Annotated in this window: 15 protein-coding genes; 7 read left to right on the top strand and 8 right to left on the bottom strand. The window is 75.1% G+C overall.

From position 1 onward, the window contains the following. Nucleotides 1-583: 583 nt before the first annotated feature. Together ACZ4XD_RS00075 and ACZ4XD_RS00070 are read right to left on the bottom strand one after the other, a co-directional pair. Nucleotides 584-1,270, bottom strand: coding sequence for a TetR/AcrR family transcriptional regulator (locus ACZ4XD_RS00075; protein ID WP_468036593.1), 687 nt, complete (start codon nucleotides 1,268-1,270; stop codon nucleotides 584-586). Nucleotides 1,271-1,425: 155 nt separating this feature from the next. Next, nucleotides 1,426-2,061, bottom strand: a complete 636-nt coding sequence (locus ACZ4XD_RS00070; protein ID WP_468036591.1) for a TetR/AcrR family transcriptional regulator — start codon at nucleotides 2,059-2,061, stop codon at nucleotides 1,426-1,428. A gap of 98 nt (nucleotides 2,062-2,159) precedes the next feature. Here ACZ4XD_RS00070 and ACZ4XD_RS00065 point away from each other — a divergent pair, with 98 nt between their 5' ends. Then, on the top strand, nucleotides 2,160-2,582 hold the full coding sequence (locus ACZ4XD_RS00065) for a DUF4345 domain-containing protein (RefSeq protein WP_468036589.1): 423 nt from the start codon (nucleotides 2,160-2,162) through the stop codon (nucleotides 2,580-2,582). Between the two features lie 28 nt (nucleotides 2,583-2,610). Here the strand turns inward: ACZ4XD_RS00065 and ACZ4XD_RS00060 are convergent, their stop codons facing one another. The 3 genes from ACZ4XD_RS00060 to ACZ4XD_RS00050 all read right to left on the bottom strand — a co-directional run bounded on the left by ACZ4XD_RS00060 (nucleotide 2,611) and on the right by ACZ4XD_RS00050 (nucleotide 8,128). Next, nucleotides 2,611-4,590, bottom strand: a complete 1,980-nt coding sequence (locus tag ACZ4XD_RS00060; protein WP_468036587.1) for a hypothetical protein — start codon at nucleotides 4,588-4,590, stop codon at nucleotides 2,611-2,613. Nucleotides 4,591-4,688: 98 nt separating this feature from the next. Then, complete coding sequence (locus ACZ4XD_RS00055; RefSeq protein WP_468036585.1) at nucleotides 4,689-4,919, bottom strand: DUF397 domain-containing protein; 231 nt, start codon at nucleotides 4,917-4,919, stop codon at nucleotides 4,689-4,691. A 50-nt stretch (nucleotides 4,920-4,969) separates the two neighbouring features. Continuing rightward, on the bottom strand, nucleotides 4,970-8,128 hold the full coding sequence (locus ACZ4XD_RS00050; RefSeq protein ID WP_468036583.1) for an alpha-N-acetylglucosaminidase: 3,159 nt from the start codon (nucleotides 8,126-8,128) through the stop codon (nucleotides 4,970-4,972). A gap of 458 nt (nucleotides 8,129-8,586) precedes the next feature. Between ACZ4XD_RS00050 and ACZ4XD_RS00045 the strand changes: the two genes are divergently transcribed. The 3 genes from ACZ4XD_RS00045 to ACZ4XD_RS00035 are packed head-to-tail and all read left to right on the top strand — an operon-like array spanning nucleotide 8,587 to nucleotide 10,968. After that, entirely contained in the window at nucleotides 8,587-9,378 is a 792-nt protein-coding gene (locus tag ACZ4XD_RS00045) for a GNAT family N-acetyltransferase (RefSeq protein WP_468036581.1), read from the top strand. Next, nucleotides 9,375-10,262, top strand: coding sequence for a lysophospholipid acyltransferase family protein (locus ACZ4XD_RS00040; protein WP_468036579.1), 888 nt, complete (start codon nucleotides 9,375-9,377; stop codon nucleotides 10,260-10,262). Before ACZ4XD_RS00045 ends, ACZ4XD_RS00040 begins: the two co-directional genes overlap by 4 nt. Then, on the top strand, nucleotides 10,255-10,968 hold the full coding sequence (locus ACZ4XD_RS00035) for a DedA family protein (protein WP_468036577.1): 714 nt from the start codon (nucleotides 10,255-10,257) through the stop codon (nucleotides 10,966-10,968). Before ACZ4XD_RS00040 ends, ACZ4XD_RS00035 begins: the two co-directional genes overlap by 8 nt. 7 nt (nucleotides 10,969-10,975) lie before the next feature. Here the strand turns inward: ACZ4XD_RS00035 and ACZ4XD_RS00030 are convergent, their stop codons facing one another. The 3 genes from ACZ4XD_RS00030 to glnII form a co-directional block, all read right to left on the bottom strand. Continuing rightward, nucleotides 10,976-11,608, bottom strand: a complete 633-nt coding sequence (locus tag ACZ4XD_RS00030) for a winged helix-turn-helix domain-containing protein (RefSeq protein WP_468036575.1) — start codon at nucleotides 11,606-11,608, stop codon at nucleotides 10,976-10,978. Nucleotides 11,609-12,012: 404 nt separating this feature from the next. Beyond that, a complete protein-coding gene (locus tag ACZ4XD_RS00025) occupies nucleotides 12,013-12,723 on the bottom strand; it encodes a rhomboid-like protein (protein WP_468036573.1) in 711 nt (236 codons plus the stop codon). A gap of 137 nt (nucleotides 12,724-12,860) precedes the next feature. Next, nucleotides 12,861-13,883: a glutamine synthetase gene (gene glnII, locus ACZ4XD_RS00020; RefSeq protein ID WP_468036571.1), complete on the bottom strand. Its 1,023-nt coding sequence runs from the start codon at nucleotides 13,881-13,883 to the stop codon at nucleotides 12,861-12,863. Between the two features lie 354 nt (nucleotides 13,884-14,237). Here glnII and ACZ4XD_RS00015 point away from each other — a divergent pair, with 354 nt between their 5' ends. The 3 genes from ACZ4XD_RS00015 (at nucleotide 14,238) to ACZ4XD_RS00005 (ending at nucleotide 17,246) form a co-directional block, all read left to right on the top strand. Then, nucleotides 14,238-15,146 (top strand): Gfo/Idh/MocA family protein, encoded by a 909-nt coding sequence (locus tag ACZ4XD_RS00015; RefSeq protein ID WP_468036569.1) that lies wholly within the window; start codon nucleotides 14,238-14,240, stop codon nucleotides 15,144-15,146. Between the two features lie 90 nt (nucleotides 15,147-15,236). After that, a complete protein-coding gene (locus ACZ4XD_RS00010; RefSeq protein ID WP_468036567.1) occupies nucleotides 15,237-16,799 on the top strand; it encodes an AMP-binding protein in 1,563 nt (520 codons plus the stop codon). A gap of 174 nt (nucleotides 16,800-16,973) precedes the next feature. Continuing rightward, nucleotides 16,974-17,246, top strand: a complete 273-nt coding sequence (locus tag ACZ4XD_RS00005) for a hypothetical protein (RefSeq protein ID WP_018090148.1) — start codon at nucleotides 16,974-16,976, stop codon at nucleotides 17,244-17,246. Nucleotides 17,247-17,395: the final 149 nt, after the last annotated feature.

Here is a 17,395-nt window from a genome sequence, read left to right as displayed (position 1 = left end):
GTTGGGGTGTGGGGGGGGGGGGGGGTCGCGGTGTGGGGGTTGGGGGGGGGGGGGGGGGGGTTTTGGGGGGGGGGGGGGGGGCTTTTTTTTTTTTCCCCCCCCCCCCCCCCCCCCCTCCGGCCCGTCCCCTCCCGTTGAGTGGGTGGGAGAAACCTTGGTGGGGGTGCACGCCGGTGGTCCACTGCTCCTCGCGAAAGCAGGAGTGACACGTCCTAGGGACGCCCGCCCCCACTCACCGTTACTACTCCCCCCACGGGAGGGGGCGGGCCGGAGGGGGGGGGGGGGGGGGGGGGGGGGGGGGAAGGGGGGAACACCAAAAACCCAAAGAACAAAACCAAAAAACACAACCACCAAAAAAACTGAACGCCCACCACCCCCCCCCCCCTCGCTTGTTGGGGGCCCCCCCCCCCCCCCCTCTTCCCCCCCCCCCCCCCCCCCCCCCCCCCCCCCCCCCAGCCCCCGGAGGCCCGTCACCGCACCCAACACCCACCCGGCCCGCCGCAGGCGCAACGGCGAGCAACCACCACGGCGGGAAAGCCGAAAACGTGGGCCCAAGGCAAAGCGCAGCCGAAACGTGGGAAGGCTAAGCGAAGCGCCCAAGGCGAGCTACAAGATCCGCGAACATCCCGTCCTCCGGTTCCTCGGCCAGTATGCGGCGGACCACGACGGCCATCTGGGCGTCATACGCCGCGCTCACCGCCGCCAGCGCAGCGAAATCGTGGACGAGCTGGCGTTCCAGCTCGGAGCGCGGTACGCGGCGGCCGTCCAGCCACAGCAGGGCGGTGGTCTCGGCGAGGGAGACCCAGGAGCGGACCACCAACTCCAGCCGTGGGGCGGGGTCGGGGATGCCGAGGTGGGCCAGGATCTGTTCGTAGGCGGCCTGGCGGACGCCGTCGATCATCGCGCCGGTGCGGGTGGAGCCGATCGCCGGGCCGCCGCGCATCAGGGCCGAGAAGCCGGGGCCGTGCTCGGCCACGAAGTCGAAGAAGCGCTCCATGACCCGCAACAGCCGGGCGCCGAGCGGGCCTTCGTGCGGCTCCACGAAACGGGCGGTGAGCTCTTCGGCGGCCCGGCGCAGCGCGGCCTCGTACAGCTGCTGTTTGCCGGGGAAGTAGTGGTAGACGAGCGGGCGGGAGATACCGGCCGCCTCGGCGACCTCGTCGATCGAGACATCCTCCGGGGAACGGTGGCTGAAGAGGTCGAGCGCGACAGCGATCAGCTGCTCACGCCGCTCCTCGACGCCCATTCTCCGCCGCGTCCCGGTCGTCATGCGGCCACCCTAACGACCTGGGGCGCGGCGCGGAATCGCCGGTCTCATCACAGATCGAACACAAGACGTCCACCGCGCGCCCGGGAGCCGCAGAGCGGCAGGGGGTCCGCGCGTGCGGCGTCCGTCAGCAGGTCATCGCGGTGGACGGTGAAAGGTCAGGGGGGCGTCTGCGGGTCCGTGGGGTGCTCCTCCCCGTCGGTGAGCAGCCGGTCGACATCCATCACCGGGCGCAGCGCGCCCAGGAGCGCGCCGACGCACATCTCGCGCAACTCGGTGCGGCTGAAGGTCTGATGCGTCAGCCACTCCACGCAGAGCGTGCGGACGAACACCAGCCAGCTCATCAGGGCCGCCGGCACCAGCTCGCCGGGTCCGGCGCCGAGGCCGGTGGAGTCGAGCAGCCGGCGGCGCAGTTCGGTCAGCTCGTCGGTGATGACGGTCTGGATCACCGGGTCACCGGCGAGCACCCGGTTCGCCGCGAGCACGGTGTGACGGTTCGCGGCGAAGTAGTCGATATGGGCGTCGAGTCCGGCGCGCAGCTGCTCGGGCACGGGGCGGGCCGGATCGAGTTCCGTACGGGTCAGCAGCCGGTCCGCGGCCTGCTGGTAGACGGCGGCGAACAGGTCGCGCTTGTTCGGGAAGTAGCGGTACAGCAGGGCGCGGGAGACGCCGGCCCGTTCGGCGACCTCCTCCATGAACACCTCGTCGTACGGCTTCGCCGCGAAGAGCTGTGCTCCGGTGTCGAGCAGCTGGCTGCGGCGCTCGGCGGGGTCGAGTCGGCGGCGTGTGGTCATGGTTCCGAGGTTACTTGACACCTGTCTACTATCGGCCGTACGTTCCCATTAATAGACAGACGTCTACTAGTGGGCGCACGGGATAGGAGGGCCGGGGCATGGCCGGACTTCTCAAGTGGCTGGCGCTGGCGATGGGGGCCGCCTGTGTGGCGATCGGCGCGTTCCACTTCGTCCTCGGCATCGACTCCGTGCCGGGGGAGGGTGCGGCGGGTGCCACCGTCGACAGCCGGGAGCGCTTCTACGGGGCGGTCTTCCTCGGCTACGGCCTCGCCTGGATTTGGACGGCCCGGCGCTCGCCGGTCCCGGCCACGGCGGTGCGGTGGCTGGCCGGCATCTTCCTGCTCGGCGGCCTCGGCCGTCTGTTGTCACTGGCCGTCCACGGGCCGCCCCAGTGGTTCCAGCTCGCCCTGACCGCCCTCGAACTCGTCCTGCCGCCGCTCTACTTCTGGCTGGCGGCCGCCGACGAACGAGCGGCGGCGGCCCGGCCCTCGCCACGGCGGGCGGAACGGGTGCTTCCCTAGGGCCGGGCCCTGGGCTGCGGGCCACGCGTTAGCCGAGCGCCCCGATCCGCCGCCCGTTCGCCAGGCTGCCGGCCAGTTCCGCACGGTCGCCCTCCTTTGCCGGGACCGACAGCAGGCGGCCGGTCGCCTGGCCGGAGACGCCGCCGGTGGCCCTGACCGAGGTGACCTGGGTGCTGCCCGCGGCGAGCAGCCACCAGCGTTCGTCGGCGGCCTTCCACAGGACCCCGGCCAGCGCCCGGGGGGCCCGGGGGCCGCAGGCGGTGCCGCCCTCGGCGCGGGCCGCGATCGTGCCCGGCGTGTACGGCTTCCCGTTCGGCGGGGGTGTCTGGATCTGGGCCATCGTGCGGCTGCCCGCCCCGCGCCAGGTTTCGGCGCGGGTGCACAGCCAGGCCGCGGTTCCGGCGCCCCCGGGCAGCGGCTGCCGGGCGAACTCCCAGGCGTTGACCGAGCGGACGCCCTGGCCGCGCGCCACGGCCAGCTGGCAGGCCGTGCGGGCCCAGGCCGTCCGGGCCTTCGGGGAGGTCACGTCGCCCGGCTTGCGGGGGCTGCCGTACGTCAGGCGGGCCGGGACCAGTTCACCGAGATCGGTCAGCAGCCGGCCGCCCATCCGCAGCGCCGGCCAGGTCGTGCACTGCGCGCTGGGCGGCGCCGTGGGCACCGGATCGGTCACCCCGCCCGCGCCGACCGTCACCGGCTGGTCCACCGCCTCCGGCTTGACCAGATCGACCAGCCGCGCCGACTTCACCCAAGGGGCGGTCAGAAAGCGCACATTGCCCTGGGTGCGGCTCACCACCAGCGCGGTCGCCGAAGCCGCCGCCGCGCCGTCCGTACGCGCGAAGTCCAGCGCCGCGCCGGTGCCGTCGCTCTGCCCCTCGCCGTCCGCCGCCTCCGCATAGCGCACCACCCGCAGCCCGTCGTGGAAGAGCACCACCACGGCGTGGTTCACCACCCCAGCGAACAGCAGCTGCGCCGGACCGGCCGCCGGACCGGCCGGGGTGCCGGGGGTCGCCGAGACCTGGACCCCGGCCCCGGGCCTGGCCCATACGGCCAGCGCCCGCCGCAGCAGCGCCCGGTCGTGGATCCGGTCGCCGCGGGCGGGCCAGGTCGCGAAGTCCTGCCGTGCCGCGTGCTTCCAGGCGGTCGCGGAGGACACCCTCAGTTTGCCCGGGTCCAGGGCCGCCTCGGCCGCGGCGTTGCGCGCGTACGGCGGGGCGGCGGCGCCGTCCGGGCCCCAGCCCTCGCCCGGCAGCCCCAGCAGCGCCCCGCACACGAGCACGGCCGCGCCCGCCGCCAGCACCGCCCGGCCGTGCTGCCGCCGCCGGATCAGATCCGTCGGCCTGGCCTGCAGCGCACAGGGGTCGAACTCGGCCGACTCCAGCAGCGACCGGTCCCGGCTGCCGGCCGGTGTCGTGGCCCGCTCCGCCTCCTCCAGCGCCTCCCGGGGGTGCGCCACCCCGGCCGCCTCCAGCACCCGGCGGGTCTCCGGTGCGCTCAGCCGCTCCAGATCGCGCAGCACGAACGCCGCCCGGCCCGGCCCGGACAGCGCCGACAGCGCCTGGTCCAGCGCCAGTTCGTCGGCGCCCCCGGAGCGCGGGAAGAGCCGCAGGCCCCACACCTGGGGGAGCAGCGGCGGCAGCGGCAGCCACCGGCGGGTCCGGCCGCCGGCCAGGGCGGCCCGCAGGACCCGCAGCCGGACGAAGGCGTAGCCGGGGTCGATCGCCGCGTCCGCGCCGGTGCGCGGGGCGGGCAGACCGGCCCCGCGGGTGGAGCTGCGCTGGCGCGGCAGGGTCCGCTGCACCACGCCGTGGGCGGCCAGCACCCGCCGGCTGCGGCCCTGGCCGGGCGGCAGGACGAGGTAGGCCAGCCGGACCAGCCGGGGGTAGTGCTCCACCAGCGCCGCCTCGGCCTGCTCGACGTCGATGACGTCACCGAAGTCCGCAAGGCTGCCGGGGGAGGTGCGGTCCGGGCGCCGGGGTGTCGCCTGCTGCTGTTTCTGCTGCTGCTTCACGTTCCGTGAAACGAGTGAATCCTGTGATGGTCACCGGCCCTCCCCGCACCCCGAGGGGCGCCGGGAGGGCCGGTGACGGGCTGCCGGGAGCGGCGGCTTCAGGGCTGGAGGTCGAACTCGCCGTCCCGTGCGCCGAGGACGAAGGCGCGCCACTCCGCCTCGGTGTAGCGCAGGACCACATCGGGGTCCGTGGAGTTGCGCATGGCCACCGCGCCCCGCTCCAGGAAGGCGATCTCCACGGCCTCCTCGGCGTCGCCGGGGGCGCGCTGCCAGGTCGCGTCGGAGATGTCGAGGGCGTAGAGCCACTCCTTCTCAGCTGCGGCACTCATACCGTGATCCCCTCGCTCGTGGTGCGTTCCCGGGTCAGCGTACGCGGCGCTCAGGCGAGCTTCCAGCGGCGGAATACGGCCGTCCCGCCGTCCCCGGCGGCCGAGTTGGCGGCGGACTGGTGCAGCCCGGTGTCCTGCCGGACGGCGGCGCCGGGGACGTTGATGGTGGCGATGTCGCGCCAGGTCGTGCCGCCGTCGGTGGAGCAGGCGCCGGTGTAGCTGCCGGAGGTGCCGTGGTCCTCGCCGCGGGTCAGCCGGAGCAGTACGGGGGCGGTGATGCCGGTGAGCCGCCGGTAGGTGTCCAGGGTGCCGTCGCCGCTGGCGTCGTAGGACAGCACCACGCCGTTGGCGGGCGTCACGGACAGGTTGAGGAAACCGAGGGCGTCCGGGGAGCCCGGGGCGGCGGCGGTGAGGCGGTTGCGGACGATGATGCCGGCGCGGGCCCAGGGGCCGGTCGGGTCCTGGGCGGTCACCTCGACGGTGACCGAGCCGCCGGCGGTGAGGGCGTCCGGCCGGTAGAGCGCGCCGAACTCGGCGGTGGCCTTCCACAGGTCCGCGCCCGCGCCATGGATGGCGAAACGGTCGTCCAACTGGCCGAAAACCGCCGCATTGGTGGTGACCGTCCGCAGCCCCGGGTCCAGCGGCCCCGCCACGAACAGCGTGCCGTGCCGCGCCGTACGGACCCGCGGTGCGCCCTGCGGGCCGTAGTCGACGGTGAGGTCGTAGGGGAGGGGGTGGAGGGGGGCTCCCAGGGGGCCGGCCGGGGCGGTGACCCGCCAGCGGGCGCTGCCGGTGCCGCCGGGCGGGACCGAGGGCAGCGACACCGGGCCCGAGGCGGTGGCGTCGACACCGGTCAGGGCGAAGTCCACCCGGCCGGTCGCCCGCAGCCCGTTGACGTTGCGCAGCGCCGCGGTGACCGTGGCCCGGCCGCCCGGCGGCAGCGCGGCCGGGTCCGCGGTGACTGTGACGGTGCCCTGGTAGGGGGCCTGGGCGAGGGTGTCGTGGACGCGCCGTGCGGTGCGGTAGGCATCGGTCGTCGGGCGCAGCGGATGGCTGGTGCGGGCGTGGGTCCAGGGCTCTTCCAGGGCGTACCAGTCGAAGGTCTTCGGCGGGCGGTCCGCCGCCAGGGCGTCCGCGAGCTCGTCCAAGTACGCCTGCCACTGCGGGAGATGGACCTCGCCGATCAGCCCGTGCCAGTCGCGGTTGGCGTAGTTGGCGAGCGAGCCGCCGTCGGCGGTGGGCCGGTCCGCCCAGGTGGTGATCAGTGCCCGGGCGCTGTGTTCCAGCCGCGCCTCCTCCTCGGTGCCGGTCGCCATCGCGCGGGCGTCCGCCAGCCACGGCCCCAGCAGGAACCGCCGGTGGGCGCCGGTGACCTCGTCGCTGAGCCGCATCAGCCGGAGCCAGAGTCCGGACAGCGCCCGGAAGGTGTCCCGGTCCTTGCGCCGGTAGGCGTCCTGGAGCTGCCCGATCAGCTGCCAGGACCGGTTGGCCAGCGCCTGCCGGGCGGCGTCCGTCAGATCGTGGCGGTAGGCGTCGCTGCCGCGCAGCGCGGGGCGGACCGCGAGCAGCGCGGCGAACGCGGTGTCGAAGGCCGCCGGGTCGAAGGCGGGGGTGTGGGTGGCGTAGACGGTGCCGGAGCGGGCGGCCAGGTTCGGGCGGGCGGCGAAGACGGAGTCGTGCGGGCGGCCGTCCTTGCTGGAGATCTCGTACGCGCTGGTGCGCAGCGCGGCGAACGCGGCACGGGCATGGGCGTCACGGGCGCCGTAACGGAGGTCGGCATAGCCGTCGAACCACGCGGTGCGGTCCACCGGGCGCTCCCGCCAGGCCAGTTCGCCGAACAGCTCGAAGGCGGCCGGGTCGCGCTCGGCGGCCTCCGGCATGTACGCGGTGCCGACGAGCCGGCTGCCCGGCTTGTCGCGCCAGGCGGTGAAGCGCTCGGCCCAGATGTGGGTCTTGGCGCCGACGGTGGTGCGGCCGCCGAAGTTGGGGATGGAGCCGAAGGCGTACGGCACCCCGCCCCAGTCCCGCTCCCGGTCGGTGACCGTGTCGAGGTCGCTGAGGCCGTCCACGATCAGCATCCGGTCGTGGTCGACGGCGTCCAGCAGATCGCGCCGCGGGTTGTCCTGCCAGCCGAGGATCACCCAGGTCGCGCCGGGGCGGGCGGTGCGCAGTGCCTTCTCGACCGCGCGGGCGGCGTCCGGCACCGGTACGTCCCCGGGGTCGCCGCCCTCGTGCAGCAGATCCATCTTGAAGTGGTCGGCGGGGCCCAGGAGTTGCTCCTGGTGGCGGTAGAAGGCGGCGGCGACGGCGGCGAAGACATCGGTGCGCGGATCGAGCCAGTCGGGGCGCTTGAGGCCCGCCCAGGTGCCCTGGGGGACGGTCCTGGCCCCGGGGTTGCGGGCGGCGAAACCGTCCGGGACGGTGCCGAAGTAGCCGGGGAGGACGGGGTGCATGCCCAGCTCGCGCAGCCGGGTGGTGATCCGGCGGCCCAACTCCGCCCGCCTGGCGATCAGTTCCGGGCTGGTGGGGCCGCCGTAGCCGCTCATGTTCTGCAGCAGCCACCACGGCTGGTGCGAGGGCGCCGGGAGCCAGTCGCGGGCCTCGGCGTCGGAGTAGCCGAAGCCGGTCAGCAGCCGGTGGTAGACGGCCTCGGTGCCCGGGGTGACCAGCACCTCGTTCACCCCGCGCAGCGCCAGTGCGTCGATCAGCCGCTCCCAGCGCGGCCAGTCGGCGTACGGGGCGGTGTAGCCGTCGTGGGTGTCGTTGAGGGCGAACCGATGCGGCAGTGAGGTCGCCCGCTCGACGGGGCCGTCCGGGGCGGGCAGCCGGGCGGGCAGCGCCACCTGGTCGCCGGCCCATGACAGATGGGTCCGGCAGGTGTACTTGAGGTACCAGTTGACGCCGGTCAGCGCCGCCGCTGGGGTGGTCCCGGCGACCGTGATGCGGCCCGTACGGCCCTCGATCCGGAAGCGGTCACCGGCGCCGTCCCGGGCGAGCGGCACCAGGGTGAACTGGTCGGCGTGGCCGGGCAGCAGCCGCCTCAGCGCGGCCCGTGCCGGTGCGGTGTCGTACCCGGGTGCTTCCTCCTGGCGCCGGGTGGGTGGCGCCCCGGCGGAGGCGGCAGCGGGGGCGGCGGCCCCGCCCAGCGCCGCCCCGGCGCCGATCGCTCCGGCGGTTCCCAGCAGTGCGCGTCGTGACGGTCGGCTCACGTGTGCCCCCAGTGCTCGGTGCTCACAACGGTCCCGTGCGCAGGGCACGCTAATGGCCGGCCCGCCGCGGTCCAAGTGGGCCCGCACCGCCGGCACCGCCGGGTGTCCCGGGGCGAGCGGGTGATCACGCCAGCGCGGGACGGTTCCCGGGCCCCACGGCCGGGACGCGCGGCCGGCCCCACCGCCGGGCCCACGGCCGGCCGCGCGTCCCGGACCGCGGCGACCAGTGTTCCGCGGACCCTCATCCGTTCGCTCCCTGGGCTTCACGCGCTCGGCCGTCGGCCCCGGGAACAGTCTGCCGTGTAGAGAAGGGCCAGGTCATGGGGCTACGTCCCCGGCCGGGGGTACCCGGCACCACCGTGGAGCGGCGCACCGTCCGCCCCGCACGGCCCCACCGGCCCCGCTGTCCCCACCGCCCGCCGACTCACCAGCCTCCCCCCTCCCCAAGGAGAGCTCTCATGAGCATGGCACCGGCCGCGTCCGCCGCCGTCCCCCGCACCGCTCCCGCCACCGCACCGGCGGCCGCCCCCGCCGAGCCCGGCTACACCGCGGAGATCGCCGACACCCGCGCACAGATCCGGGCCGCCCAGCGCCTGCGCCACCAGGTCTTCGCCGAGGAGATGGGCGCGACCCTGCACTCCCCGCTGGCCGGCCATGACATCGACGCCGTCGACGACCTCGCCGACCACCTCATCGTCAGCCACACCGCTACCGGCGACGTGGTCGGCACCTACCGGCTGCTGCCGCCCGGCCGCAGCCCGCGGCTGTACTCCGACGGTGAGTTCGACCTCGGCGCCCTGGCGGAGCTGCGCTCCTCCCTCATCGAGGCCGGCCGCTCCTGTGTGCACCCCGGCCACCGCAACGGCGCGGTCATGACCCAGATGTGGGCCGCCCTCGCCCGCTACACCCTGCTCTCCGGCCACCGCTACCTCGCCGGATGCGCCTCCGTCCCGCTCGCCGACGGCGGCACCGCCGCCGCCCACGCCTGGGAACTGGGCCGGACCCGCTACGCCGCCCCGCCCGAGCTCCAGGTCACCCCGCACCACCCCTGGCACACCACCCTCCCGGTCCCCGAGCGCCCCGCCCTCGCCCAGCTGCCGCCGCTGCTCCGCGGCTATCTGCGCATCGGCGCCGTCATCTGCGGCGCGCCCGCCCACGACCCCGAGTTCGACGTCGCCGACTTCTTCGTCGTCCTGGACATGGAGCGGCTGGGCGACCGCTACCGCCGCTACTTCCTGGGGGAACGGTGAACGGCCCCTGGGACGTCCACTCCGACTGCACCCCGGACTGCGCCGTACACGCCCTGCCGCGGGTACCGGCGACCCGGATCGCCCGGCGCGGCGCCGCGTTCGCCCGCACCGTGCGGCGGGCGCTGACGGACGGCGAGCGGATGGCCGAGCCGGGCCGGCTGCGGACCCACGCCCGCGCGCTGCTCGACGCGCTGGACATCCATGTCGAGGGCGCGGCCGCACTCACCGCCGGGGACGGCACCGGCACCCTCGTCGTCGTCAACCACATCTCCTGGCTCGACATCCTCGCCCTGCTCGCCGTCGAACCGGTCACCCTGCTCGCCAAGCGCGAGGTCGGCGGCTGGCCGGTCGTCGGCGGCCTGGCCCGCCGGGCCGGTACGCACTTCATCGACCGCACCCACCCCCGGCGGCTGCCGCACACCGTGCGGGAGGTGTCCGAACTCCTCGCCGCCGGACGGTCGGTGGCGGTCTTCCCGCAGGCCACCACCTGGTGCACCGCCGAGGCGGGCACCTTCCGCCGGGCCACCTTCCAGGCCGCCGTCGACGCGGGCGCGCCGGTGCGCCCGGTGACCCTGGACTACCGCCAGCAGGGCCGGCCCAGCACGGTCGCCGCGTTCTGCGGGGAGGACACCTTCGCGGGCTCGCTGCGCCGGGTGCTCGCCGCCCGTGCCCTGACCGTAGGTGTCACGGCGCATCCGGTGCTGTGGCCGCTCGACGCGGGCCTGGACCGCCGCGAGTTGGCGGCGATGGCGGCCCGTGCCGCGCTCGGCGGGCGCCCGGTGACGGCGGCGACGGGCGGCGGCACGGCCCGGCCGGCCGCGTCCCTCCGGCCCGCCGCTCCGGTGCCGCACGCCCCGCCGCGGGACACCCCGGCCCATGTTTGAGCAGCTGGACCAGCTCACCGTGTCCCTTCAGGGCATGCTCGGCTCGCCCTGGCTGTGGCTGGTCATCCTGCTGGTGTCCGGCCTGGACGCGCTGCTGCCGTTCATGCCGAGCGAGACCACCGTCGTCCTGGTCGCCGTGCTCATCGGCCCCGACCCGGCGCTGCTCGGCCTGCTGGCGGGTGTCGCGGCGGCCGGGGCGCTGGCGGGGGACTGTCTGGGCTACGCCGTGGGGCGGTACGCGGGCCCGCGCGCGAGCGCCCGGCTGCTGCGCGGTGAACGCGGCCGGGCCCGGCACCTGCGGGCCCGCGCCCGGGTCGAACGGCATGCCGCGCTGCTCCTCATCGCCGGCCGCTTCCTGCCCGGTGGCCGGGTGGTCGCCGCGCTGTCCACCGGGAGCCTCCGCTTCCCGCTGCGCCGCTTCGTGGCGCTGGACGCGGTCGGCGCGGGCCTCTGGGCGCTGTCCAGCGCGGCGCTCGGCGGGCTGGGCGGGGCGGCGCTCACCGACTCCCCGGCCAAGGGTGTGCTGCTGGTCTCCGGCATCGGGCTGGTGGCGGCCCTCTGCGTGGCCTGTTGGCACCGGTGGGGCGGACCGGCGGACCGGGAAGAGCCGCAGCGGTCCGGTCCCCGTACGGGCGCGGCACCCGGCCGGGCGGAGGAGCGGATCCCCGCCCGGCCGGGCCTGCGGCAGCGGCAGGAGGGCGTCTGACCCGGCCTCAGATGCTCGGCACGTACTTGTAGCCGACCCGCCGCACCGTCACGATCGACGACCGGTGTGCGGCGCCCAACTTGCGGCGCAGCCGGGCGACATGGACGTCGACGGTGCGGCCGTCGCCGACGTGCCCGTAGCCCCACACCGTGGTCACCAGCTGGTCGCGGGTGTGCACCCGGTGCGGATACGCGACCAGATGGGCCAGCAGCTCGAATTCGAGGTAGGTCAGGTCCAGCGTCCGGCCCTGGACCTGCGCGGTGCGCCGTTCGGGGTCGATCCGCACGATCGCGTCACCGGTCGGCGCGGGTGCCGGGGGCGCCTCGGGCACGGCGGGCGGCGCGGCGGTGGCGGCGGCCTGGTCGGCCGGTACGAGGACGAGATAGCCGACCATCGGCGGCCGGCCGGGCAGCGCGGGCAGGCTGTGCTGGGGCGCCGGCAGCCAGGTCGCGCCGGAGTTCAGCAGCTCGGCGACCGATACGGCGCTCGGGTGCGGAGCCCCGGGCGGGGCGGTGGCGGGCAACGGATGGGCCTCGTCGGGTGTCACGGCGCGCAGCCGGTGACGGTGGGCGGGCGCCGCCGAGGCGGCGGGAAGCGGGGCGGTCGCGGAACCGGCGGTCAGGGTACGGACGTTCGTCATCAGGATCAGCTCTTTCGCGCAGCGGGGCGTCGGGGACGTCATGCGCGCGGGCAGGGCAGCGGACGCCGGTCAGCGGCGTCGGAGAGGGGTGTGCGGGCCCGCGCTCAGTGCGCGCGGCAACACAGACGGTCGAAGGCGTGCGCCTGCCGGGACGGCCAGAAAGGCTCCAGGTCGCTGCGACCTGTCGCGGTGTCGGTGAGGCTGGCCATGGCCCTATTGAACCAGACGGTCGGTGATCTGTCCCCGGCGCGCGGCGCCCGGTGACGGGATTCCGCCGCGCCGGACCCGCCCGGACACCGGGACCGGCGACGCCCCTGGCCCGACTCGGCTTGCCCGCAACGGAGTTGGCGACCGCGCGACGGGGGAGGTCATGGCCGGAATCCGCCGCGCGGCGCCCCTGCTTCCTATGCCTGCTTCGTCCCCGCTCCGCCGCCGCCCGTCGCTCGTCGCATCCCCGCGCCCATCGCCACCCCGAGCGCCAGGGCCGCCAGATGCCCGGCGTCGGTGAACGTGCGCCCCCGGCGCAGCACGGGCGCGGTCGCCAGCGCCAGCAGCCCGCCGGTGGCCGCCGCCCGGAGGCCACGGTGCGGGACGGTGGCGGCGAGGGCGCCCACCGTGGCGTTGAAGCCGTAGCTGGCCCCGACGTCGACGGCCTGTGCGGTGGCGTCCGGCACCGCGTCCCCCGCGGGCCCGTGGGTGGGACGGCCGTGCCCTCGCGCCCGCAGGCCCGCGTAGACCAGCAGGCTGGCCCCGATGTGACCGGCCATGAACACCCCCGCCGCGCGCCCGGTGCCCCAGCGCGCCTCGGCCGTACCGAGGGCGGCGAGCAGCGCCGCGCCGTACGGCAGCGGCAGCGGATGTTCGACGAACGCCGCGCTGGTGACCAGCGTCCGCCACCGTCCGGCCCGCAGGTTGGCGACATTGGTGGAGTGCGCGCGCAGCAGCTCCGTGCGCCGCCGGGCGGGCAGCCGCGCGGTGGCGTACGCACCGAGCTGTACGCCGCCGACATACAGCGGCGTGGCCCAGGGCACGGCGGTGCGGCGGAGGCGGGTCAGGATCTCTGGCCGGCTGCGGCCCGGCCGGCCCGGCCCGGTCCCGGCGTTGATCGTCAGCATGCCCTCAGCCTGCCAGCAGCCACTGACGAACGGCCCGGACCTGCCGCGTCCGGCGGCAACGGGACCACCCCGCCCCGGACATGCGAAGGGGCCGGACCTGTCCGGTCCGGCCCCGCACACGCGCTCCTCCGGAGGCGTCAGACCTGCATCCGCCGCGCCAGCTCGGTGCAGCAGGTGTCCACCATCAGCCGGGTGACCACATACGGGTCGACGTTGGCGTTCGGCCGCCGGTCCTCGATGTAGCCCTTCTTCTCGACCTCGACCTGCCAGGGGATGCGCACCGAGGCACCACGGTCCGAAGCGCCGTAGGAGTACGCGTCCCACGGGGCGGTCTCGTGCGCGCCCGTCAGCCGCTCCTCGATGCCGGTGCCGTACTGGCGGACGTGCTCCAGCGGCTTGTCGCCCTGGCCGAGCGCCTCACAGGCGGTGATGATCGCGTCGTAGCCCTCGCGCATCGCCCGGGTGGAGAAGTTGGTGTGCGCGCCCGCGCCGTTCCAGTCGCCCTTGGCCGGCTTGGCCTCCAGCGAGGCGGTCACGCCGTAGTCCTCCGCGACGCGGTGCAGCAGCCAGCGCGCCACCCACATGTGGTCCGAGACCTCCAGCGCGGGCAGCGCGCCCACCTGGAACTCCCACTGGCCGGGCATGACCTCGGCGTTGATGCCGGACAGGCCCAGCCCCGCCGCCAGGCACAGGTCGAGGTGCTTCTCGACGATCTCCCGGCCGAAGATCGCGTCCGCGCCCACCCCGCAGTAGTAGTCGGCCTGCGGGGCCGGGTAGCCGCCGCCCTCGGGGAAGCCGAGCGGGCGGTCGCCCTTGAGGAAGGTGTACTCCTGCTCGATGCCGAAGATGGCTTCCTGGTCCGCGAACTTCTCCGCGACCGGGCGCAGCAGCGCACGGGTGTTGGAGGGGTGCGGGGTGAGGTCGGTGTGCAGCACCTCGCACAGCACCAGCAGGTGGTCGCCGCCGCGGATCGGGTCCGGGCAGCTGAACACCGGCTCCAGTACGAGGTCCGACGCGTGGCCCTCGGCCTGGTTGGTGCTGGACCCGTCGAAGCCCCACCGCGGCAGCTTGCTGCTGTCGGTCAGGATCTTGGTCTTGGAGCGGAGCTGGGCGGTCGGCTGGGTGCCGTCGATCCAGATGTACTCGGCCTTGATGGTCACGGGGTCCTCTTCACGGTCGGTGCGGGTACGGTGCGGGCGTACCGGAGCACTCTCGCAACGCGCCATTTCTCGTCCGTTGCTCGTTTGTGAACCGCAGGTTACCTAGCCGGACATCCAGGCTTTTCCAAGGTTTTCTTCGCTGGCAGCCTGGGATTGCTGCCTTGCTGTGCCTGTCTTCTTGCTATTCCGATGTGACGGAGACCTCAGGCGGACGCCGCTTCAGCAGCCCTTCACACCCCGCACCGGGCCCGACGCCACCGGACCCGCACCGGGCCCCGCCGTACCGGCCCCGCGCCCCACGGCGCGGCCCGCGAAATCGGCGTCCCGCCCCGCACCCCGCGAGACACTGGCCCCATGACCACCCTGCGCATCGGACTCCTCGGCACCGGCCCCTGGGCGCGGCGGGTCCACGCCCCCGCCCTGGCCGCGCACCCCGGCGTCGAGCTCACCGGCATCTGGGGGCGCCGGCCGGAGGCCGCCGCGGCGCTGGCCCAGGTCCACCACACCCGCCCCTACGACGCGCCCGACGAGCTGTTCGCGGCCTGCGACGCGGTCGCGATCGCGCTGCCGCCGTCCGTCCAGGCGCCGCTGGCGGTCCGCGCCGCCGAGGCCGGCCGCCACCTCCTCCTGGACAAGCCGGTCGCCACCTCCGTGCCCGAGGCCCGCGCCCTCGCTGCGGCCGCCGACCACGCGGGGGTCGCCTCGGTGGTCTTCTTCACCGCGCGCTTCGGGGAGCAGGAGGGGGAGTGGATCGCCGCCCAGGCCGCGGCCGGCGGCTGGTTCACCGCGCACGCCGACTGGCTCGGCTCGGTCTTCGCCGAGGACAGCTCCAGCCCGTACGCCGCCTCGCCCTGGCGCCGTACGAAGGGCGGGCTGTGGGACGTCGGCCCGCATGCGCTGTCGGTGCTGCTGCCGGTCCTGGGGGACGCGGAGGCGGTCACCGCCACCCGGGGGCCGGCCGACACGGTGCTGCTGACGATGCGGCACAGCAGCGGGGCGGCCAGTACGGCGACGGTCGGCCTGGCCGCCCCCGCCGCGGCCGCCGGCGTCGAGATCACCCTCCGCGGCACCGCCGGTATCACCACCCTGCCGCGTCGCCTGGACGGCCCGGAACCGGCCTACCACCGCGCCGTGGACGCCCTGCTCGCCGCCGCCGCGACCGGTCTGCCGAACGCCTGCGATGTCCACTTCGGCCTCCGGGTCACCGAAATCCTGGCGGCAGCCGAGGAGACGCTGAGCCCGCTGATGCCTCTGGAGGCATGACCACATGGCGAAATTGGTCGTGGAGGGCATCAGCGGCGGTCCGTAGCGTCAGGGCCGTCGCTGTCCGTACCGGCCCAGGGAGCCCCCGCCATGACGCCCGCCACCGGCTTCACCAGCTATACCGATGTGCTGCTCGCCGCCCTCGCCCGTGACCGGTCCCGGCCCGCCCTGGTGACGGACGACGGGGACGAGGTCACCGCAGGCGCCCTGTACGACACCGTGCACCGCATGGCGGCCGTGCTCGCCGGCCGCGGCATCGGCCACGGGCACACCGTCAGCCTCCTCAGCGGCAACCGCCCCGAGGTACTCGCCGCCCGTTACGCCGCCAACCTCCTCGGCGCCCGCGTCGTCTTCCTCTACGACGGGATGGCCGCCGAGACCCTGGCCCGGATCGCCGAGAGCGCGGCGACCGCCCTGCTCCTGGTCGACCCGGCCCTGTACGGCACCGCACGGGAGTTGCTCCACCACACCCGCGGCCCGGCGCCCGACCTGCTGACCCTGGGCCCGGCGCCCGCGGTCGCCGACCCGGTCCCCGACCTGCTGGCCGCTTGCGCCGCCCTGCCCGCCACACCCGAGGTGCCGGGCGGCGCCGTCCGGCCCGAGGACGACTGGTGCATCCGGCACACCGGCGGCACGACCGGCATTCCCAAGGGCGTACGGATGCCGCACGCCCCGTACGCCGGGATGCTCCGGCACCACCGCATGGAAGGCGCCGGCGACCCGCCCCGCTTCCTCGCCTGCACCCCGCTCGCCCATCTCGCGGGCGTCCTCACCGATGCCACCCTCGCGGCCGGCGGCAGCGTCGTCCTTCATCGCGGTTTCGACCCGACGGCCGTCCTCGCCGCCGTCGCCCGCGACCGCATCACCCACCTCTGGCTGCTGCCCCCGCTCCTCTACCGCCTCCTCGACGACCCCGCGCTCCCCACCACCGACCTCAGCTCCCTCACCCGCATCACCTATGGCGGCTGCGCGGCCTCGGCCTCCCGGCTGGCGCGGGCCGCCGAGGTCTTCGGGCCGGTGCTGTACGGGGTGTACGGCATGTCCGAGGCGATGACGATCACCGAGGCCCGTCCGGAGGACCATCGCACCACCGGGCCCGGCGGCCGGATCACCGCCGGCCGCGCGCTGCCCGGCGTCACGCTCGCCATCCGCGACGCGGACGGGCGGGAGCTGCCGGCGGGGGAGCGGGGTGAGGTCCACGTACGCTCCGCCGGGGTGATGACCGGCTACTGGAAGCAGCCGGAGCTGACCGCGCAGGTGCTGCCCGGCGACGGCTGGCTGCGCACCGGCGACGTCGGCATCCTGGACGACGACGGCCGGCTCTACCTCGTCGACCGGGTCAAGGACCTGATCATCGTCGTCGGCGGCCATGTCCACCCGGCGGAGGTCGAGGATCTGCTGCACACCCACCCGGCGGTCGCCCACTGCGCCGTCTACGGGGTGCGCGGGCCGGACGAGACCGAGGAGGTGCATGCCGCGGTCGTCCCGGCTCCGGGCCACCGTGTGGACCCCGCCGCCCTGCGGGCCTTCGTCACCGCACACCAGGGGCCCCTGTACGCCCCGGCCGCGGTCCATCCCGTCGACGCCATCCCCCTCACGCCGGTCGGCAAGCCGGACAAAACGCGGCTGCGTGCCCTGGCCGCCACGGCCTGATCCGGGGCCGTCCGCAGGGCCGCCCACAGGGCCGTCCGGAGAGCCGGCCGGAGGCCGCCCGGGAGCCTCGCCTCTCGCCGCCAAATCCCCTCTGGCCAGGGGCTTTTGTCAGTGGTGGCCAGTAGAATGGGAACCAGTCAGTGAGGGTTTTTCCCACGCACCAGGAGGTCGCCGATGGCCGCTGCCACACTCATGACGAAGCCTCTCCCGGCCCACCCACTGCCCAAGAAGCCACTGCCCGCCGGATGGCCGCGCGAGCGGTATGAATCGCACAACCGCCGCCTGAAGGCCATGCGGCTGGCCATCGCCCTGCTCGACACCGGCGTCTACCGCCCCGAGCAGGCCCACAACCGCAAGATCCGCAGCACCGCGGCCGAGATAGGGGTGCACGCCCCGTCCGACACGACCTGCCGTCTGGTGCGCGCCCTGATCTACGACAACTGCTGACGGCTCCCGGCGCATCAACAGGGCGGGGGGGGGGGGGGGGGGGCCCGGGGGGGGGGGGCCCCCCCCCCCCCGTGTGGGGGGCCCCCAGGGTGGGCTGCTGCCCCCCAGCCCGTCCCCCGGGCCCCCTGAGGTGCCCAGATCTTCCCTTC

The organism is Streptomyces sp. NPDC029466 (assembly GCF_055574515.1).
This window is presented reverse-complemented; position numbering and strand designations above follow the sequence as displayed.